Here is a 20,571-nt window from a genome sequence, read left to right on the forward strand (position 1 = left end):
GGTGCTCCTCAATGTGCCGCTTTCGACGGCCTTGCTGACCAACGGCACCGGGCTGCTGTTCCTGCTCTGGTACATCGCGCCGCGGTCGGCGTTCGACCAGGCGCCTGCGTCGACGACAACCTCAGTGAGTGAAAATCGATGACAACAGTCGCCGACTGGCGCGCCGCGCCGCCTCCCGCCGCCGACCTGTCCCCCGGACAGGTCGGCGGCGGCAGGAGCAGGCGGAGCGCTGACGCGATCGTCTACGCGCGAATGATATTGTCCGCCGGCTGAGGAAACTTTCCGCGGCAATCGACCAGCAGCGGCGCGTGCGCGCCGAGCAGCTGATAGTCGAACTTGTCGTGGTCGGTTGCGAGCAGGACGCAATCGAAGCGCCGCAGGTTTTCCTCGGTGAGCGCGACGCTCGACAGATCGAACGAATGCGCCCGCATCTTCGGGAACGAGGCGACGTGCGGATCGCTGTAGGCGACCTTGGCGCCGAGATCGCGCAGCTTCTCCATCAGCAGCACAGACGGCGATTCCCGAACGTCATCGACGTTCTTCTTGTAGGCGATGCCGAGAACCAGGACCGAGCTGCCGCTGATCGACTTGTGCCTCTGATTGAGCGCCAGCGAAATCTTCGACACCACGTAATCCGGCATCGAGGAATTGATCTCTCCGGCGAGCTCGATGAAGCGCGTATGCATGCCGTATTCCCGCGCCTTCCAGGTCAGGTAGAACGGGTCGATCGGAATGCAGTGCCCGCCGATGCCGGGACCGGGATAGTACGGGACAAACCCGAATGGCTTGGTCGCCGCCGCGCGGATCACCTCGTGAATGTCGATTCCCATCTTGTCGGCGACCATCTTCATCTCGTTGACGAGACCGATGTTCACCGAACGATGGATGTTTTCGAGAAGCTTCGTCAATTCGGCGGCCTGCGTCGAGCTCACCGGAACGACCTTGTCGATCACCTGGCGATAGAGGGCAATGCCGGCCTCGAGACATGCGGGCGTACAGCCGCCACAGACCTTCGGAATCGACCGGGTCGTGAAATTCTGATTGCCGGGATCTTCGCGTTCCGGCGAGAAGACGAGAAATATGTCGCTGCCGACGGTGAGGCCGCACTTTTCGATGCGCGGCTTCAGCTCCTCCTCGGTCGTGCCGGGATAGGTCGTGCTCTCGAGCGACAGCACCATTCCCCGATGCAGATAGGGCAGCAGCGATTCCGTCGTGTCCAGCACGAAGCTGAGATCGGGCTCGCGGTACTTGTTGAGCGGCGTCGGAACGCAAAGAATGAGCGCATCGACCTCGCGCGCACGAGAGAAATCGGTCGTCGGCTCGAACCCAAGCTCCGTCGCATTGCGGATGCTGGCGCTCGTAATATGCTCAATGTAGGAGTGGCCTGCGCGAAGCGCGTCGACCTTGATCTGGTCGATATCAAAGCCGATCACCTTGTAGCCGACTTCGCAATAGCGAAGCATCAAGGGCAGGCCGACATAGCCCAAACCGACGATGCCGATCTTGGCCGTTCTCTCGTTGAGCTTCGCGATCAGTTCGGAATTCATTTTAACACTCGTACGGGGTTGTTACGGATAACCGGCCTGAAAAGCATCCAATTCGGCCTCTGATAGCGCCATAGTTGCAAAGCCACAACCCCGGAAGCCACCCTGGAGGCCTCATCAGGCGTCGTGGCACGAAACCAAGCGGGACTGCCATTTGCTCTTGCGGCGCCCCGACCGCAGCGTCGGTCGGCAAAGCTACCGTGGGCCGCCGGAGCTCAACAAGCGCGTGACTTCGTAGGCGGCACGACCAGTCCCATACTCGTCGATATCGCGCTGAACGGCATGCGTTGTCTGCTTCCAGAGCCGGTTCCATCCGTGCGTGACCGTCTCGGTCCACTCGGTCTCGTCGCGCAACGTGATGCACGGCACGCGATGGAAATAGGCCTCCTTTTGCACCCCTCCCGAGTCCGTATAGACTTCAAGGGCATTGTGCAGAAGCTTCGCCATATCGAGGTAACCGACGGGATCGATGACCTTCAAGCCGTCCAGACTCACTCCCATCGCCGAGGCCGCCTGTCGCGTGCGTGGGTGCAGGGGCAGCACAACGGGAAACTTTCGCGACTGATCCAGCAAGAACTGCACGACCGCAAGAAGCTGCTGCCGACCGCCCGTATTCTCGGCGCGATGGATCGTAGCGAGCGCAAAGGTCTTCGGGGCGAGCCCGAGATTGGTCAGTATCGTCGAGCTCTTCTCTGCCTTGCCGGTCACGAACAAGGTCGCATCATACATGACGTCACCGACGTGATGGACGCCGGTGGTCACGCCTTCGGCGGCGAGATTGGCGACAGCAGTTGCCGTCGGACAGAGGTGCAGAGCGGAGAGATGGTCAGTTACCAGCCGGTTGATCTCCTCCGGCATGCGGCGGTTGAATGATCGCAGCCCCGCTTCGACATGCGCGACCGGAATGTGCAGCTTCGACGCTGCGAGAGCACCCGCAAGCGTCGAATTGGTGTCACCATAGACGACGACCCAGTCGGGCTTTTCCTGGAGCAGGATCGGCTCGATCGCCATCAGCATGCGTCCCGTCATGTCGCCGTGGCCGCCGCCATGGATATCGAGATGATGTCGCGGCCTCGGAATATCCAGCTCTTCGAAGAACACGTCGGACATGTTCGGATCGAAATGCTGCCCGGTATGCACCATCACTTCCGAGAGCCCATCGGTCTCGCGGACCGCGCGACTGACAGCCGCAGCCTTGATGAACTGCGGCCGGGCGCCAACTATGGTCAGAATCTTCAGTGCCATGGTTTCACGAACGATGTTGAGATTCAGCGAGACGGAGATCCGACGCGTCGAAAGAGCCGCCAGTCATCGTCTTGTGGAGCCCTTCCTCGAACGGCACAAATCGCCGCAATTCCAGACGAGATGCAAGGCGGCTCAGATCAGGAACAATGTCGACGGGAGGAGTGTTGGCATTCACAACCTCGAATTTCGGTTCGCGGCCGAGATGCTGACCAATGATATTCGAGATCTGCCGGATTGAGAGCAACTCGGAAGTCGCTACATTCAGCGTGTCCGTCCACGACGAAGCAATACTTGCGAGAATGACCTCGACTATGTCGTCTATGAAGGTCGGAGCGAGACGAATCCCCTCCTCGCCACCGGAGAGCTGGATCGCTTCGCCATCCCGGATCCGGCGTATCAGCTGCGGAATGAGGCGATCATCTTGACCTGGACCGTACGGAAAGAACAACCTCAGGATGCTCAAGGAAAAAATGCTGGCGAAGGGCTTCGCTACAATTTCAGACGCAAGCTTGCTGGCGCCGAGGAAGCCAGGAGGCGCCAAGCCAGCTTCCTCTCTTAGTATTCCCCCAAACGGCTCGTAAACCGCCCCCGACGAAAGCAAACAAAAGTGCTTGACCGCTGCCTGAGCCGCCCAATCGAGCAACTGCATTGTCATGCCGACGTTGACGCCAAACATTTCGCGCGAATCGGCAGGAAAACTGCGGTAGCGCCGCGACTGCGCGGCATGAACAACAACATCGATCGCCTTGGGGAAACCGGCGGCTTCCATCGACGTCGTTCCATCCCAAACCACATGCGTTCCGAAGGCGACCGACACTCCCGGCCGACAAACGCAGAACAGCTCGTGCCCCTCGCTCACCAACCGAGGGCCGAGAGCAGAGCCGACGAAACCGGTACAGCCCGTCAATAATATCCGCATGCCTGTGTCAGACCGTTGGCTTTGTCAGCAGAACGGAGATCCCGTTCGGATTGGAGTCGTTGAAAGTATAGCTCTTGACCCCGAGATCCTTCATCCAACCCGCAACCTCATCATCGCTATGCTGCCAAGCGTTGTGCGGATGATACCAGTCGAAATTGACCATATTGTTGGTTTCATAATCGAATGCGTCATTCCAGAAGCATTTCAGGAAGTTGTAGTACAGCAAACGCTGAACGTTGTGCGTTCCTGCGGGGATTCCCAGCACGGCAATTGGCTTCTCGAGCGTGATCGTGGCGTTCAGCCGCGACAGCTCTCTGCCGAGTTCGGTGATTCCCTCACATGCCGCATAGCATTCCTCCGCGGAGAGCGGCATGAAATTCTGGCGTATGTGATCATCGGCAAATACGCGCGCCGCTCCCATCTTCCGATAGACATAGAAAAAGAACTGGCCACCAGGCCTGACCTTTCGATACAGGGCCTCCACCGCCGATCTGGTGTTGGGCGTGTGATGCAGCACTCCATCCGCAATGATGAAGTCGAACGTTTCGTCGGAGAACGGAGCCTCCATCAGGTCGGCCTGGACGACCGAGCAGTTCTCGAGGTCACGGGTGTTCTCAAACGTCGTCAACGCCGCATCCGAAACGTCGAGCGCAAACACCTCGCCAGGGCAGTTCTCCGCGATAAACCGGGTGTTGAAGCCGGAGCCTGGACCGACCTCGAGCACGCGCTGCTTGGACCGGTAGAAGGCTTTCAGGGCGTCCAGATCGGGCAGCCCGAGCTTCTTGCAATACCAACCAAACAGAAATTCCTTGTGCTCGGGTTGCAGCCCATACTGCCTGAAGCGACGCCATTTGTCCGAGAAGGTCTGGTTCGTCTTGGCCTGTTCATGGGCTTCCGGCCGGCTCTGCGCGGTCGCCGGCTTCGGCAAGCCGTACCGGGCGCAGAATTCGGTCAAATCAGGCTGCATCGGGCCGCTCAGGAAGCAGGGAACCCCGTGCATGATCGGATACCACAGCGACGCGTCAGGCGTTCGAAGGACACCCTCAATAACCTGGCCTTCCTGTTGCGTGAAAGCCTCTAGCTCAAGCTCAATTCCGTTCGGACGAAGACGTGAAGACGCAACGGTTCGCATAAATCTAGCTCCTACAACCGCAACTAATGGAGGGCGCCGCCATAGGCGCCATGTTGCTTGCACCAAGACTCGAAACTGAGCAAACACCAGATCAACGCAACATGGTTTGCCTTCTCTTCGAAATGCTCGTTCAGTATCCGACGCACGAAGTCGTAGTGGAATACGCCTCGCTGCTTAATGCGGAATTCCGAGAGTTGCTCTTCGATCCATGAGCGGAGAATCCCTCTGTACCAAGAAGCGTCCGGAGGACCAAAGCCCATCTTCGGTTTCCGGTAAATCGTGTCGGGTACCAGCGGGCGGACAGCCTCGCGAAACAGGATCTTGCCCGTAGAGCCGTCAGAGAGCAGGTCCCAGTCCAGTTCGAGCAGATAGTCGACCAGTTCGTTGTCGAGAAGCGGCACCCTGGTCTCGAGAGAATGCGCCATGGACAGCTTGTCTTCCAAGGACAGAAGACCTGGAAGGTAGGTGGTCATATCGACGTGCATGACGACGTCCCATGGATCCCGCGACGGAACCGATTCGATCGCATCTCCGATCGCAGCGATCGGATCGAAACCTGCTGCGGCCCGCAGAAATTCCGGCGTAAAGGCATCCCTGATCTTCTCCGCCGAGATCGGGACGCTAAGGCTCGCCCGGTAGACGGCAAAGGCATCGCCCAAAGCGGCCCGATCTCGCACCCCAGCGCGAAGACGTTGCATGACGCGTCGCATCAGGGAAGTCGGAGCGGCCCTCGGTACAATGGCATATCTGCCGACATACCCTCCGGTGACTTCGTCACCGCCCGTTCCGGACAGCACGACTTTGGCATCCTGAGAGACCCGCTGCGCGATCAGATAGTTCACATAGGCCATTCCCATGCGAGGATATTCAATCGCTGCAACCGTCGCATCGAGATGATGGGCCAAGGCATCCTGCGGCACCATGAGCTCGACACGCTCGATGTTGAGCTGCTTTGCGACCTCCCGGGAGAACTCGCGCTCGTCGACGAATTTGTCGACACCGACATTTTCGAGGTCGAAGATGCACGAATAGGCCCGGACGACCGGATCGATCTGGTGCGCACCTGCCGTGATTGCCGAACTGTCGATACCACCCGACAGATACGCCATGACGGGCACATCTGCGGCCAACTGCCTCCGCAGTGCCGCCTGCATTATTTCACCGAACTCGCCCGAAGCTCGCGCCAACCCAGGCGAGTATTTGCGGTTGTAGAAGGCCGACCAATAAGTACCGCTGGAGCTTCCACTCGCAGCAAATCGTTCGAAAGTGCCGGGCTTGAGGAGACGGACGCCCCGGAATGGCGTGCGCCCTCCCCAATTGTTCATGAGAGTGAAGTACTCCAAGGTCGCTGATGCATCGAACTGCTTGTTCAGCAGTCCACTCGCGTACAGCGCACGCACTTCCGAGCCAAAGACGAGACCCTTGCCGGGCAGCTCCGCGACGTAAACTGGCTTGATTCCGTATCGGTCGCGGGCGATCACCAGCTCTCGCTGGCTTTCGTCCCAGATGGCGCAGGCGAACATGCCGTTCAGCCTCTTGAACAGCCCGTCCTTCCATTGCTCCCAGCCGTGGACCAGAACCTCGGTGTCCGAGTGATCTGTCGCAAACACATGGCCGGCGGCCTCAAGCTCCTTTCTTAGCTCGCGGTGATTGTATATCTCGCCATTGAAGACGACCCATACGGTGCCATCCTCATTGCTCATCGGCTGGTTGCCGGTGGCCAAGTCGACGATTGCAAGCCGGCGAAAGCCTAATGCTACGTCTGGCGAGGCATGGAAGCCGCTGTCATCGGGACCGCGGTGCTCGATACTGGCCGCCATGCTTCGAATGCGCGTGTTCGCGTCCGGACAGGTGCCGAAATGCAGAATGCCAGAGATGCCACACATCTTTCTCTACCCGACCTCGGCACCCGCCGGCGCCAGCACAAACGTACTGTCGGGGCTGCGATATGCTGCGATCATCGCCCCGGCAATATGGTCGGGATCGTGCCATCGCTCGACATAGCGACGAGATCGCTTCCCAAGCTCGGTCCACTCAGCTCTGCGCTCGAAAATAGCGGCGAGATCTTCCGTGAGCCGCCCGGGATCGATGCTCAAGATAGCAAGATCATCCCGCATCGCCGGCGGGACGAACTGCAGGTCGCTTTCCCTGATGTAGCATGCCACCGGCTTTCCCATAGCCATCATCTCGACAGCAAAGCCGCCGTACCAACCCGCGAGCACCTGGTCAATGGCAAGATCGGCCGACCTGTAGATCGCCATCGCCTCTTCATGCGTCTTCTTTTCAACCAAGATCAGCTCGAACTCGAACCGGGATTTCAGGCGCTCCAACGCATCGAGTATCATCTGCGTGCCCTTGATACTCGCATCACTCGGTGCATGGACAATCCTCGGCTTACCTTCGGTGGAGGGATACTCGGGCGAGAAGCTATCGATCTCGACATTGGCGTAGGGGAGGAATTGTCCTCCCGGAACCACGTGCCCCAATTCCGGATTGAGATAGAACACGCGGTCAAACAGTGGAAGTACGCGATCAATCAAGCGGGACCGGCGCGCATCCAGCGACGTGACGCAGGTTTCATAGGCGGAGCAGCGCCCGCTGGCGCACATGGTCCACTCGTTTCGTCGATTGCCCTCCCCTGCAAGCCTTGCGTCGCATCCCTGCAGCGTCATGAACCTCTTCTTGCCCAACGTCTTGGCCAATTGGAGATCCACAGTGACGAGCCGATTCAGCAACGGCCCCATCCGGCCTACGCCCTCGAACGCATAACCCGGATACAGGAATGTCGTCCCGAAATAGTAGTGAAGCACGTCGTACCGAAGGATCGCGGACAATCCGAACCATGCGCTTCGAGCCACCTTCCGAAAGTCGCTTGTCGTGTCGTCATACAGAACCTTGTCGGCCGGGTATCGAAACCAGGTCCCGCTTCGAACGACCAGGTCACTCCTGTTTCCGCGCTTGCGCTCGGCACGCGAGAGCGACCAGGGCTGATTACCGATATTGAAAGGGCCGTGGAGGATTTTCATCTTGTCGCGCGAATATGACTGTCCGCGCTCTTCGCTTTCATGCATCACTGTGGTGTTCAGCCCCGCTCTCGCCGACAGCCTCGATGTGTCGTCGATATGCCGTCAACTGCAACTCGACAATTCTCGCCGCGGAATGATACTGCCGAATCCAGGCTGCTCCAGCCGCACCCAGTCCATGCCGGTCGTCCTGATCGGCCACGATTTTGCGAAGCGCGTCGGCAATCTCACTCTCCGTCGATGCCGACAGGATGGGAGGCGCTTCCGAAAAGAACTCTTTCGCCATGCCCGAATCTACGTTCGTGATAACGCGCCTTCCAAGCGCCAGAGCTTCGAAGGTGATTCCGCCGAACGATGGAAGAACGAACTGATCCAGCACAGCATGGCTGCGAAGATAGGTCCTCCACAACTCCGGTTTGCGCATCGGCGCAAGCCACTGCACCTTGCTGTCCAGATTCAGACTCCGTATGAGCTCTCGCGAGGCGTCAAGGTCACGCCCCCAAGCAATCATTGCAAGTCGCAACGCAGGCGCCTGCTGCGCAACGGCCGCAAAGGCTCGGATCAACCGGTCATTACCCTTCACCAGGCTAGGGTCCGAGTCCCGCCAGTCGTGCCGGGTCGGATGAAAAACAACTACTGTGTCGTTGGGAGGCTTTATCGAGCTGTTTCTGGCCCCGAATTCAACGAGCTTCGCATCGTCGAACGCATGCGGAAGCGGAGTAATCCGATCCGGCGGCACGCCTAGCCGTCGCGCGGCAGGAACGCAATCGATATTGGTGACGAAGACGTGGTCAGCTCCGAGGAACACGGTGGCGGTTAATCGCCCGAGGCTATCGTCCTGAAAGGGAATCGCCCTCAACGTTCCATGCTCATATCCAAGATAGGGGCGCTGGGCGAGCAGCGGCCAAGCACCATCGGTTGCGTAGGCTTGGACCACGTCAAACCGATCCAGTAGACTCATAAGCGGCGCGAGCCGCGACCGATAGCTGGCAAAATCCCAGGCGCTTGGCGGAGAAGCCGGCGCACCCCCCTGCCTCCAAACCGCAACAAGCCGCATTTGCCCCGGATCAGCATCTCGCGCCAGAACGTGCCGCATGAAGATATCGCGGGCCATCGCGAGCAACACACGAATCCTTCGTCTTGTTTTCTGGCCAAGACGGATCGCGCGGGCGGACACCGTCTCCCGACACACGGACTGCCGGGCCCGATCCAGCGAGTGTCGAAATCCGTCGGCCAGTTCCGCCTGCCCATCAACCTCGGCGGCAATCATCGAGCAGCACAAATTGAGCGGCCCGGACGCAAACCATCCCGGCCGCTGGTAACCGCCAAGATCGACCTTGGTCCAGTCCGGGAAGAATGGATCGCCGAGGTCTCCGTCAAACGTCGCCTCTTCCCATTCCGGGGAAGCCATGACGTGGTAGTTTTCACGGGCGATGACATAGGCGTCGATGCCGTGCTGGCGTTGGATCCTGGCATTGTTGAACGCATTGTTTGCGATATTGCCGAGGTGCAGCACGCGCAGAGCACGGCCGTGAGATTCCTGGAAATGTTGAAGCCAATCGAAGCCCGGTGGCTGTGGCCGGAGCGAAGACATGTCGGCCGATGTCACCGGAGATACCCTTGCCGTCCGATCATCAAGGCGTCCCTGCGAGTGCATTGAGGCCCTCGGAATCAGGCTGCCTCGCGATCTGGAATGGATGCTGCCAGTTGCTGACGACGGGAATGGCGTTGCGTCGGATTTCTTCCTGGTCTTGCGCGGAGCAAATGCGATCGACGACGACCGGTGGAAAGTTTGCCGTGTCCCGATAAAGCTGACCCAGCCGCGCAGCGACCGCCGATATGCTATGCCACCGCTCGACATAGCGCCGACCTTGTTCACCGATCGCGCGGAGGCAATCCCGATTGCGGATGATCCACAGCAATGCCTGCTCAAGATCGTCCGGCGTTGCATTGATGATCGGGCATTCCTCCGGCGCCTCGACCAGATTCGCGCTTCTAACGAAGCTCAGGACCGGCTTGCCGAGCGCCATCGCCTCAAGCGCGGTGTAGCCGTAAGCGCCGCCGATAAACTGATCCGCCACGATGTCGGATTGCGCAAAAAGCGAAAGCACCTGGCTGTTGGGAACGCCTTGTACCTTGCAATATTCGATATCGTATCCTTGCGCCTTCAGCCTGTCGATCGTCCGCTCCAGGTACATCGAGCCCTTGAAGTGCGTGTGATTTGGCGCGTGAGCGATGCGAAGGGGACCGGATAGCGTGTCCTGGCGAACTGCACTCAACCGATCCAAATCCAGCGGCCAGTAGTTGATATGCTTTGCTGTCGGCATATAGGTCAGCATGTCGCCAAGCGAGACGAGGGCCGTCACATTCTTGGCCAGTTCGGAAATATAGCGCTGAGCCTCTGCATCGTGACAAATGCAATATTTGGGTGCCTCCGTGCAGTCGACGCAGAAATTCCACTTGCCAAGGGCCAGAGTCGCGCGCTTGGTGCGAACGTCGGCGCCGTACGCATAGATATAGACGCGCTTTCCAGCCTGCCGCAGAGCGGCAAGCTCCTCAAGATTGATCTGCAAACGGTCCACCGAATCGAGCAACCCGCGGTCGGCGAAAAAATGAAACACATCATACCGGATCAAGGCCCAAGCGAGCACCACGCGCTGGAACGCAGGTCCTAAGCCACACCTGAGCGCCAGAACGTAGGGGCGATGGAGATTTAGATCGAAGCGTGACGTTATGACGTAGGTTACGTAGACGAGGGAGGTCGATCGAAAGCCAAGCACCCGATCGGCCATGGCTTTGAGCTCCAGGGTCAAAATCGGAGTTACGCCCCACAAGGTCCCGGGTCGTCCGTTCCGCAGCCGCACGGTTCCAAATCCCGGAGCAATGTAGATCGCGATCCTTAGAATGCCGCGCGAAAGTGCGTCCGCACCGCGCCGGACCAAGCTTAACAGTCTTCGCCTGAGCACCACCAGCCCGTAGCGGACTATTGCCGCTCGATCTGGCGATTTCGCTATCGACCATAACGTGAGCATCCACCATCGAACGCTCCGCGGCAACACCAACCGCGCGAGCGATCTCAGCCGATCACTCATTGCATGGATCCTCAGGTCCGGGGTTTTCTTAGGCCGTCATAGAGCGAAACGACTTTCTGCCACTCTGACTCTGCATCCAGCGTCGCGAGAGTCTTTCGCGTGTTGGCGACGAAGGTCGCTCGCAGGTGCTCGTCTCGTGTCAGGCGGTTTATCGATTCCGCGATGGAACGGGGATCATAGGGATCAAACGTCAAACCCACTTCGTTCCCGAGAACAAGACGCTTCGCCTCGGGGTAGCGCGCAACAAGGACGGGAAGATCGGCCGCCAGATACTCGAAAATCTTGTTGGGGAGCGCAAAGGTAAAGTTGCGACACAAGGCCGGCAGCGTCCAAATCCCGGCGTCCGCTCCCCGGGCCGCCGCAACAACGTCCTTAGATGGAACGGGCGGTGCAAGCACAACCCTGTCCTCTACGCCCGTGCGTCGCGCTAGTGCCAGATAGTCCGGCCCAAACAGATCCAGAGAAGGACCTCGTATGACGAACGTGCAATCTGGCGCATAGGCGAGGGATTCAATGATTGGCTCAATCAGGCGCGTCGGACCAGTTCCTCCTTGCCACAGTAGGACGAAGGCCGACTCGGGCAATCCCAATTGCTGCTTCAGCAGAGGATACTCGCGTGAAGGTGTAGCCGCAATGTCGGGAATGTTACGAATCACGACGGAGCGGCGGCCGCCAAGTTCCGCCTTCATTGCGTCAGCAATTGAATCGCATACGGTGATAGTGGCGGACGCCTCCGTAAGACAGCGAACTTCCATCTCCTGAAGGGCGCGCTTCCAATCGGAAGGATACGGTACCCAGGCTGACTGTTTTGCATTCCAATGAACATTCTCCGAGAACCACTCGTGGAAATCTACCACAACGTGAGCGCCTCGACACCTTGCGGCTGCCATCGCAGCGTAAGCCGTGGAGAGATCATGCGCATGGAAGGCAAACGGCTTTCTCTTCACCGCTTCCAAGTAAAGCTGATCCGCAACGTAACCTGGCTGCTCGTAGATGAATGCCGACGCCGTCGGATCGACGTATTCGATATGAACGCGCGGCCCCCAATCAAGATTGAAGGTTATTCCTGCGCCCTTCGAGGGCTCCGGGCATATCACCGTCACGTCATATCCGGCAGCGCCAAGTGCACGGGCTTCCCTTTCGACTCTCGGGTCCACACGCAGATCGGAAACGACAAGCATCACTACTTCACGACCCGCGGCAGATCTTCCAATCTGGGTGTTTCGTGACTTATCACCCACAGCATACATCTTCGGGATCAAAGATTGCGCGGGCCGCGCGCGACGAATCGCAAGCCGCTTGATCCACTCATTCCGAAGATCGAGGAGAAAATAGAATACCGGCCGCAATGTGCGGAAAACCAAAGGGTATTTCTTGATGAAAGACGATATCTGCTTGAGCATTGTTCTGCGGTAACCCTAAGAGATCAGCATCGACGTTGTAGGAGGGCCGTCACCACTGCCCCTCCAGCAAGCTGTCATACGCCTTGCATTGGAGAGCAACAATTCTTTCGGCGGAATGGAACGTCGACATCCATTGAGACGCAGCTGGACCTCGGCCTTGGGAATCATGGGGATCCTGGATGACTTCCCGCATTCGCGCGGCGCATTCAGCGACGTTACTGGCCGCGAGCAACGGTGGCTCTTGACCGAAAAATAAAGCCGTCTGTTGCCGATCGATGGCGGAGATCAATCGGACACCCAATGCCATCGTCTCGAAACCGACACCGCCGAGAGCTGGAACAACGAATTGGTCAACCACTGCATGCGACACGCAATAGCGCTGCCACAACTCTCGTTTCGACATGGTCGGGACCCATTCAACCAACTTCGACAGGCCCAATTCCTCGATCAACTCCTTGCTGTCGGTTACCTCTTGGCCCCATTCGACGAATACAAGTCTAAAGTCAGCTCGTTCGCGCGCCACCTCCGCCGCCGCGCGAATGAGGACATCATTGCCCTTCTGCCACGACGAGTTTCCGCGCTTCCAGTGATGGCGCGACGGACTGAAGAAAGTGACAGGCCCGCTTGTCGGGGACCTTAGTTCCAAGTGGGCTTCGCGGAATGTGTGCAGCTTGTGATTATCAAACGCGTGCGGAAGGTAGAATACGCGATCTTTCCTTAGTCTCAAGCGTTCGACCGAAGGCAACACATCCGAGTTGGTTACGAACGCCGCGGGCGCGCGCTGAAACGAGATTCGGCAAACCAATCCGACCAGATTATTCTCGAACGGGATTTCGCGCAGCGTTCCGTGCTCGTAGCAACAGAAATTCTTGACGCCATTCATCATCGGTATCAGACCGTCAATGGCATATCCCTGGATGATGTCATAGTGTGAGAGAATATCGCCGAAAGGCCTTGGATGCCGCGCTACATACTCCTCGCGATACAGAAGTGATGGACCATCGAGCTCGACGGGATCGTTCATGATTTCGTCGAGCAGCGTCTCAATTTCCTTTGCGCGCGTTACGGGGTTTGACATCGACCGTGCCACGCAGCCTGATTCCGAGACCGGAATGAGCTTAGACATTACTCGCTCGAGGAGCGCCAGAGAGCGGCGGAGCAGCATACGAGCAAATGAAGACAGCATCGCCAGAATTCCGCCGGCGCGGAGCCGACGAACATCTTCCCGTAACGCACCGAATTCGGCGCGAGCTTCCGCATTAGCCTGCGGACCACGGCGCCCAATCCTCAACCATGCAGCAGCTGAAATTCGTTCCAGCCAATTCGCCTCGGATCGACCTGCCTTGCTCTCACGCCCGAGCACACCATTGGCGACGAACGTTCCTAGCCATATTCTATAAAGGTTTAGGGCTTGCCTGTTCCCATACGACCGAACGGGCTCGCCGAGCCAAAGCAGCACTCTCAAATGTCTAGGAACAAATTTGGCGAGCAAGTTCGCATTGTCGCCAGAACGCGCATCCTGAAGAGCCGTCAACTCCAGTTGGAGCCATTTCAAATATGCCGTCTTTCTCCAACCCGCGTTCCTGGCGCGAAGGTACTCAATGCAGAGCGAGGATGGGCCCTGAACAAACCAACGGGGTCGCTTCCATCCTTTCAGGCTTGTCGCCCACCAATCCGGCTTGAAATGATTCTGTCCAAGCGCCGAGGCCCCCTCTTGGAGCGCGCCATCCTCCCACTCAGGACATCCCATGATGTGGTAGTAATTGTAGCATAATACATCTGCTTCGATGCCTAACTTCCGCTGAATGCAGGCATTGTTGTAGGCATTATTGGCAATATTGCCGATGTGAAGAACTCGAAGCGGTCGGCCCATTCTTCGATGAAAGTCGTCGATCAATCGCAACGCGCGCGCGTTTTCAGCCTCAATCGCTTGTGTTGAGCTAGCCTGACTCACGTGACTCTCGAAGCCGGTCTCTACGTCGGGAATCGACACTGGTTCAGGAGCTCCGTGCACTGGTCGCGAGCGCGCAAAACCAGTTCGAACTATCCAGCCGGGATCGCTTTAGCGGCCTCACGAATTCAGTGACCTAGCGCTTTCGGTGATTTTTGTTCTTAGCGGCTCCGGCAAATCTGCAGTCGCCAAATATAGCTCCGCCAGATGCGTGCCGAGCGCCTCCACCGAGTAATTCCTCCTGACATATTGAGGGCCGGCGGCTCCGGCTTTCGAAAGCCGTGTGCGGTCCGAGATCAGCTGATACAACACGTCCTTGATCGTATCTGGATCCGCCTCAATTACTGGGCACCTTTCACGATCGGCGACCGCTACTCCGTCGTGCAAATAGCAGATGACGGGACAACCCGATGCCATTGCTTCAATGGCAGTCAAGCCAAAGGATCCACTGACGAGCTGGTCTACAAGAACGTCGATCGTCTGCATCGCCTCCAGTATCTCGTTGTGCGGCTTTCCGCTTAGTTGCAGCAACTCAACCGCATGACCTTCCGCCCGCAACGATCGGATTGCGCCTTCTAGATATTTAGTTCCCTTGAAATAGCCATGGTTCGGAAAGTGGCCCACGACCAGTTTTCCTTTACTTTGAGACCGGGACCGTCCGGGATGAAAACGATCAGCATCGACAGCCAGATACGGTACATTCCGAGCGCCCGGAATAAGCTTCATGGCCAGTCCGTGCGCAACCACGGCAGTCGAGTACTCTCTGATAACTTGCAACATGGCAGCGCCGCCGGCATCGTCGCAGACACAATAGACGCCCGGATCAGGACATTCGGAACAGAAACTCCATTTTCCAAGAGCCAGGGTTTTCTCGCGCGTTCTGTGGTCGGCACCGTATGCGTAGGTATAGAGCCGCTTCCCAGCTCGGCGATATATTTCCATCTCGCGCACAGCAATTCCAAAGCGAGGGCTTCCATAGCCGCCGGCCGGCTCGATGATGCCGCGATCGTTGTACAGATGAAAAATATCAAAATTGACAATGGCCCAAATCAACATCAGCCATCGAAACTGGACCCAATCCTGGCCACCTTCAGCTACAAGGCGCGCCTGAAGTTCCGATAATACGAAATCAAAGTCCGAAGAAATATGGTACGTGGTGAACACGAGCGAACAGGCGTTCGAACCTAAAGCACGGTCTGCAGCAACGCACTCCCGCAGACTGACGATCGGCGTAATGCCCCAAAGAGAATTCATCTCACCTTTCACCAAGCGCCCCTCGGCGATCGCGCGACAATCAGCCACGAGAGCATCCCAAAAGTCGCACGCATCGGGACTCTGATCGGGATTTAGAAATGGTCGTAGCGCATCCAGCAGAGAGGTCAGAAGCGTATAGTCCTTCTCGGCGACAACCCGGTTCACGTTCTCAATAACCGCCCGATCCACGCGCCGCCTCGATCGTGCTGGAGAAAGCGCAGAAACAGCTGCTCGAAAATTGGGATTCTTTCGGGCGAGCCGGGAGAGATTGGGGAACCGCGGACTCTCGTACAGCCGGAAAGCCGACTGCAGTAGATTCGAAAACACCAGTACTGCTCCGCTCGTGCCTCAGGTGCACACTCGATTAATGCAATCGACCACCCGACGTTGATCCTCCTCCGTCATGTTTGGAAAAATAGGTAATGTAATCGTCGTGTCCTCAGCAACTACCGCGTTCGGAAACTGTTCGGGCCGCAATCCATACTTGTTCTTGTAGTAGCCGAGCCGATGCACCGCATGCGTGCCCGGTCGGGTTTGAATTCCTGCGGCAGCCAACGTCGCCATCACTGCGTTGCGGCGTGCGCGATCTCCGTCAGCGACTCGAATAACGTAAGATTGAAATGCATGCCCCTCGACGTCTCCGCCGAGCGGTCGCACAATCGAATTGTTCCCTGCCAGCAGCTCGGAATAACGACGCCCGAGGCGTCTGCGTTCTGACAGCAGCCGGTCAAGTTTGCCCATTTGCGCCACCCCGACGGCCGCCTGAATATCCGACAAGCGCAGGTTAAAGCCGAGATTGTCAAAGGTCGCCATTGTCCATGGGCCGTGCGGCTCGATCGACGCGTCCGGAGCGCCGGTGGAGCCGTGATTCCGTTGCGATCGCACGCGCTCGGCAAGATCATCGCGATTGGTAGTCACGGCGCCGCCCTCTCCCGTCGTAACCGCCTTGCGCGGGTGAAAGGAAAAGCAACCGATGTCGCCGATCGCGCCAACCGGCCTGCCCTTGTAGGTCGTGCCGATCGCGCATGCCGCGTCCTCAATCACGGCGATGCCGCGAGGCTCCGCAATCGCCTTGATCTCATCCATCGGGGCAGCGAGCCCGAACAGGTGGACCGCGACGATCGCCTTCGTCCGCGGCGTGATCGCCGCCTCCAGCCGTTCCGGATCGATATTGAAGGTCGACAGATCGATGTCGACGAAGACAGGCTTTGCACCGACATATTCGGCGGAATGCGCGCTTGTCACCCAGGTGAAGGCCGGGACAATCACCTCGTCGCCCGGCCCAAGTTTCAGGGCCAAGGTAGCCAGATGCAAAGCGGCGGTGCACGACGTGCACGCAAGGGCATGCCTTACTTCATGCTTCGCTGCGATCAGCTTCTCAAAGCGTTCGGTTAATGGGCCCTGGGTCACCCATTTCGAGTTGAGACACTCCCGCAGGATGGCGATTTCGCTCTCGTCAAAGCTCGGCTCGGTGATGTTCAATTGAGCGCCTCGGCTGAATGCGGCATATGGAGGACGGGGTCGATACGCACCTTCATCCACTATGCCAGGATAAACGTTAGGGTTCCGATCACGCCGTCCGCCGATACGATACGAGATCGGGTCATCTTCTTGCCGACCCTGCGTTCAAGCTCGATAGCAAGACCAACAGAATCCTCGTCTCGAAACAGTCGAGACAACTCAAGCCGCGCCAGGAGCCAGCGCGTGCCGGGATCCGGCGGAAAGCTGGATTTGTGAAAGTTTACCGAGAGAGCCGTAGCAACCTCGATCGGTCTCATCCCAACCGGTTCCTCGAGTGATATCCGGTTTCCCGCAATCCTGGACGCGTCGAAGATCTTCTGCTCGTCGTAGCTCTTCCGTGCCAGAACCGGCTCCGTTGTTTCGATGATCTTCACCTGCCAGGGAGATCCTGGAAGCAAGGCGATAGCCGCAGCGTCAGCCGTATCAACGTCTCCATCCCTTACGAAGGAATAGACAGGACGACAGCAGATCTTACGAAGAATTCTCAGGTCGAAGCCACAATCGAGCGGGATACCGTGATAGCGGGCACCCACCATGATTTCTTCATAGATATCGGTGGAGTGCACATAGTCGCGCGAGCCTCGAAATGCGGCCGCTGGTTCAATGAGAAGCGTCTGCATCTCGCTCAAGCCGTCAAGCCACCATCGACAACGATTGTTTGCCCGGTGATGAACCGCGCCTCTTCGCCCATCAAGAATCGAACAATCCCGACAACATCGTCAACTGTCCCGGCTCTGCCCAGCGGAGTTCGCCTCACGATCTGCTTCAATTTCGAGGGATCCATGTCGGCAACAAGATCCGTTTCCATATAGCCCGGCGCCACGGTGTTTACCCGGATTCCCCGACCACCAAGCTCTCTGGCCAGGGCGCGCGTCATTGCATTGATCCCGCCTTTCGTGGCGGAATAGGCAACGGTCCCCTTGTATCCACTGACACTGACGATCGAGCTAATATTCACGACCACTCCGGCACCATTGATCATCATGCCACGGACCGCGGCGCGAGTAAGGTGCAGCGGTCCTGCGAGATTGACCGCCAGCAATCTTTCGATGTCGCCGACATCCTGCCGCGCCAGAATTTCCTCCGCCACGATCCCTGCGTTGTTGACGAGGCCTGAAAGCCGTCCGATGCGCCTTTCAAAGTTCCGAATGAGTTCCTTGAACCGATCGGTCTCCGTCATATCGCACTCAGAGAAGACGAACTGATCCGGATAATCGTCGAGGAGCGCAGCAATCTCGCTCGATTTCCGGCGGCTGAAAGATGCGACCCGGTGTCCGTCTGCCAGGAAGGTCTTCACAAGCGCCAAGCCGAGGCCTCGACTTCCGCCACTTACCAAAATGCTGCGCTTGTCATTCATCTGGAAATTCTCGTGCACACCACGTCAGTTCTCCGGCGTCGGGCGGGCTCGAACCTTTTTCGACCGCATCGTCGTTAGTGATGAGTGGTCGACAATCTCGAACCGCATTGGGACCTTGTATTTTTGCAGACGGCTTCGACAATGATCGCGGATTCTCTGAATTGCCTCATCTGAACTTTCAGGCTGCTGAAGGGCTACGCGCGCAACGACTGCGTTGCCGAGCAGAGTATGAGGCACCCCATGAACGGCTACCTCTACAACTTCGTCCAGTTCGAGGATCACGTCTTCGACCTCGAGTGGGAAGACCTTCTGCCCACCAACATTGATAACCTCGGTCTTACGGCCAATAAAACGCAGTAATCCGCTGCCGTTTTCCTCGACCAGATCGCCGGTGCTCATCCAACCATCGGAGTTCACCGGACTTGGCGCATTCAAGTACCCGAGCATGGATGACGCCGATCGAACGTGGAGTTCACCATCGATCACCCGCGTCTCAAAACCATCCCCCCCAATCCTTATCCAAAGAGATTCAGGGTCAGGTGACGAGGAGCGGAGGACCCCAAGCTCGGACAAGCCATAGGTCTGCTTGAGAGCGGCATTTGGGAAGACCTCCCTCACTCGCCGAAGTGTTGCGGGTGGCATGGGCTCGGCGCCGTAGGTGATCAGACTAATTGAAGAGAGATCATACTTTCTCCAAAGACCTGAACCGATCAGCACGCCCAGGAACGTTGGCGTTGTCGGCAGCAATTCGGCCCGCCCATCCGATACTGCCCGACACACTGCTTCGGGCGATCTGTTGTGCACGCATATCCCCACCCCACCGTCAAACAGACAGGCCAGAAGCGTGTTTATTCCCCCGAAATGATCGATCAGCAGCATCAACAGCATGCGCCAAGGCTTGCGCGGCTTTAGGAATTTCGAGGCGACACGTTCGACGTCGTGGAGGATCGCCTTGGGAGTTCCGGACGATCCAGACGTAAATACGATGAGACCTGGATGCTCCTGGGTCCTGAGTTCCTCAATCAGCGAATGATCGCTGCCCTCCAGTTCGCCCTGTCGCGCAATTCCTCTTGTGAGCGGATCGATAAACCACTTCACTCTGGCAAGTGACGACAATCGTGCGCGCTCCTCGCGAACACCGAAGCTGAAGGGAACGAGAACCATCTTGAGCTTCAACAACGCCAGGATCAGGCTTATCGATTCGACGCCATATTCCCCCTCGAAACCGCAGATTTCGCCGGGCGCGATACCCGCCGCCAAGATATCCGCTTCCCAAGCCGACATTGCCGCAAGCAACTGACCGGTCGATATTTCCGACTTGCCGATCGCCAACGCCGGAGTGTCTCGTCGGTTCTCCAGGCGCTCCAGAAGACATGCTACAGATGACGCGTTCCTCGCTACCGTATCAGACATTGCGCTTCACCCTCCAAATGGTCGCCGCTATCTGATGTCGTCAGAAGACTGAGCTTGATGACCCGCATGGGCCGAAGGACTCGCGTTACGCTCACTCGGAAACGAACAGCTTGCCCTTCATAGGTGGGTTGCCGAAAAGCGATATTGACGCCTTGCAGAATTGCGTGCTCGCCCGGGAGATACATTCCAATCAGCCGGGAGAAGCGCGCAGCAACGCAGAACCCCTGAATGATAGGACCGCCGAATCCCTTGCTGTGAGCAAACCGCTCGTCGTCGTGAACAGGTGCACGATCGTTTGCAACGGCCGCAAAGGCGTCACGCGCTGGACGATCGAATGCAAACTGCTGCTCGACCGTATCGCCAACGACGATATCATCGATCGTCAGGGCTCTGCCTGCAGTTTCATCGGTGACGAGAACAAGTTGTGGCGGTCGCGGCACAGCCAACCTACCTACGCGGTCGCATGGACCGAAACGAATTGGACCAGCTTGTTGATCGAATTCAAGTCCTCTACGTCGGCATCCTGCAGAACCAGGTCGAACTCGTCCTCAATGGCCATCAGCACGCTCGCAAAATCGAGAGAGTCCAGGAGCCCTTCGGCAAGCAACGACTTCTCGGGATCGGAATTTCCGACCTTTGCAGGCCGCGTTATTCCGTTGATGATTTCAACTATCTTGGCGCGAACGTCCGTCATACATCCTCCCTCGATACGAGATG

Annotated in this window: 17 protein-coding genes; all 17 read right to left on the bottom strand. The window is 57.9% G+C overall.

What is annotated here, in order from left to right; all coding sequences use genetic code 11:
• Positions 1-242: 242 nt before the first annotated feature.
• Positions 243-1,547, bottom strand: coding sequence for a nucleotide sugar dehydrogenase (locus tag ACVILL_RS00005; protein ID WP_456727246.1), 1,305 nt, complete (start codon positions 1,545-1,547; stop codon positions 243-245).
• Between the two features lie 192 nt (positions 1,548-1,739).
• On the bottom strand, positions 1,740-2,789 hold the full coding sequence (gene wecB / locus ACVILL_RS00010; RefSeq protein ID WP_456727247.1) for a non-hydrolyzing UDP-N-acetylglucosamine 2-epimerase: 1,050 nt from the start codon (positions 2,787-2,789) through the stop codon (positions 1,740-1,742).
• A 4-nt stretch (positions 2,790-2,793) separates the two neighbouring features.
• The gene (locus ACVILL_RS00015; RefSeq protein WP_456727248.1) at positions 2,794-3,708 is read right to left on the bottom strand and encodes an NAD-dependent epimerase/dehydratase family protein; all 915 of its coding nucleotides are present in this window, start codon (positions 3,706-3,708) and stop codon (positions 2,794-2,796) included.
• A 7-nt stretch (positions 3,709-3,715) separates the two neighbouring features.
• On the bottom strand, positions 3,716-4,840 hold the full coding sequence (locus tag ACVILL_RS00020) for a class I SAM-dependent methyltransferase (protein ID WP_456727249.1): 1,125 nt from the start codon (positions 4,838-4,840) through the stop codon (positions 3,716-3,718).
• 23 nt (positions 4,841-4,863) lie between these two features.
• Positions 4,864-6,726 (bottom strand): asparagine synthase (glutamine-hydrolyzing), encoded by a 1,863-nt coding sequence (gene asnB, locus ACVILL_RS00025; protein WP_456727250.1) that lies wholly within the window; start codon positions 6,724-6,726, stop codon positions 4,864-4,866.
• A 6-nt stretch (positions 6,727-6,732) separates the two neighbouring features.
• On the bottom strand, positions 6,733-7,911 hold the full coding sequence (locus tag ACVILL_RS00030; RefSeq protein WP_456727251.1) for a glycosyltransferase: 1,179 nt from the start codon (positions 7,909-7,911) through the stop codon (positions 6,733-6,735).
• A complete protein-coding gene (locus tag ACVILL_RS00035) occupies positions 7,904-9,472 on the bottom strand; it encodes a glycosyltransferase family 4 protein (protein WP_456727252.1) in 1,569 nt (522 codons plus the stop codon). Before ACVILL_RS00035 ends, ACVILL_RS00030 begins: the two co-directional genes overlap by 8 nt.
• Positions 9,473-9,497: 25 nt before the next feature.
• Entirely contained in the window at positions 9,498-10,955 is a 1,458-nt protein-coding gene (locus ACVILL_RS00040) for a glycosyltransferase (protein WP_456727253.1), read from the bottom strand.
• An 11-nt stretch (positions 10,956-10,966) separates the two neighbouring features.
• Positions 10,967-12,358 (bottom strand): glycosyltransferase family 4 protein, encoded by a 1,392-nt coding sequence (locus ACVILL_RS00045; protein WP_456727254.1) that lies wholly within the window; start codon positions 12,356-12,358, stop codon positions 10,967-10,969.
• Positions 12,359-12,407: 49 nt separating this feature from the next.
• Positions 12,408-14,351 carry a glycosyltransferase gene (locus ACVILL_RS00050; protein WP_456727255.1) on the bottom strand — a complete coding sequence of 648 codons (1,944 nt, stop codon included), beginning with the start codon at positions 14,349-14,351 and terminating at the stop codon, positions 12,408-12,410.
• A 78-nt stretch (positions 14,352-14,429) separates the two neighbouring features.
• Positions 14,430-15,752, bottom strand: a complete 1,323-nt coding sequence (locus tag ACVILL_RS00055; RefSeq protein WP_456727256.1) for a glycosyltransferase — start codon at positions 15,750-15,752, stop codon at positions 14,430-14,432.
• A gap of 159 nt (positions 15,753-15,911) precedes the next feature.
• Positions 15,912-17,045, bottom strand: coding sequence for a DegT/DnrJ/EryC1/StrS family aminotransferase (locus ACVILL_RS00060; protein WP_456727257.1), 1,134 nt, complete (start codon positions 17,043-17,045; stop codon positions 15,912-15,914).
• Positions 17,046-17,104: 59 nt separating this feature from the next.
• Positions 17,105-17,713, bottom strand: a complete 609-nt coding sequence (locus tag ACVILL_RS00065; RefSeq protein ID WP_456727258.1) for a hypothetical protein — start codon at positions 17,711-17,713, stop codon at positions 17,105-17,107.
• Complete coding sequence (locus tag ACVILL_RS00070; RefSeq protein WP_456727259.1) at positions 17,710-18,441, bottom strand: SDR family NAD(P)-dependent oxidoreductase; 732 nt, start codon at positions 18,439-18,441, stop codon at positions 17,710-17,712. The genes ACVILL_RS00065 and ACVILL_RS00070 overlap by 4 nt, the downstream gene beginning before the upstream one ends.
• A gap of 24 nt (positions 18,442-18,465) precedes the next feature.
• The gene (locus ACVILL_RS00075; RefSeq protein ID WP_456727260.1) at positions 18,466-19,854 is read right to left on the bottom strand and encodes an ANL family adenylate-forming protein; all 1,389 of its coding nucleotides are present in this window, start codon (positions 19,852-19,854) and stop codon (positions 18,466-18,468) included.
• The gene (locus tag ACVILL_RS00080) at positions 19,839-20,294 is read right to left on the bottom strand and encodes a MaoC/PaaZ C-terminal domain-containing protein (protein ID WP_456727261.1); all 456 of its coding nucleotides are present in this window, start codon (positions 20,292-20,294) and stop codon (positions 19,839-19,841) included. Before ACVILL_RS00080 ends, ACVILL_RS00075 begins: the two co-directional genes overlap by 16 nt.
• Before the next feature lie 11 nt (positions 20,295-20,305).
• Complete coding sequence (locus ACVILL_RS00085) at positions 20,306-20,548, bottom strand: acyl carrier protein (protein ID WP_456727262.1); 243 nt, start codon at positions 20,546-20,548, stop codon at positions 20,306-20,308.
• Between the last annotated feature and the right edge of the window lie 23 nt (positions 20,549-20,571).

This window comes from Bradyrhizobium sp. USDA 3364 (assembly GCF_054056355.1).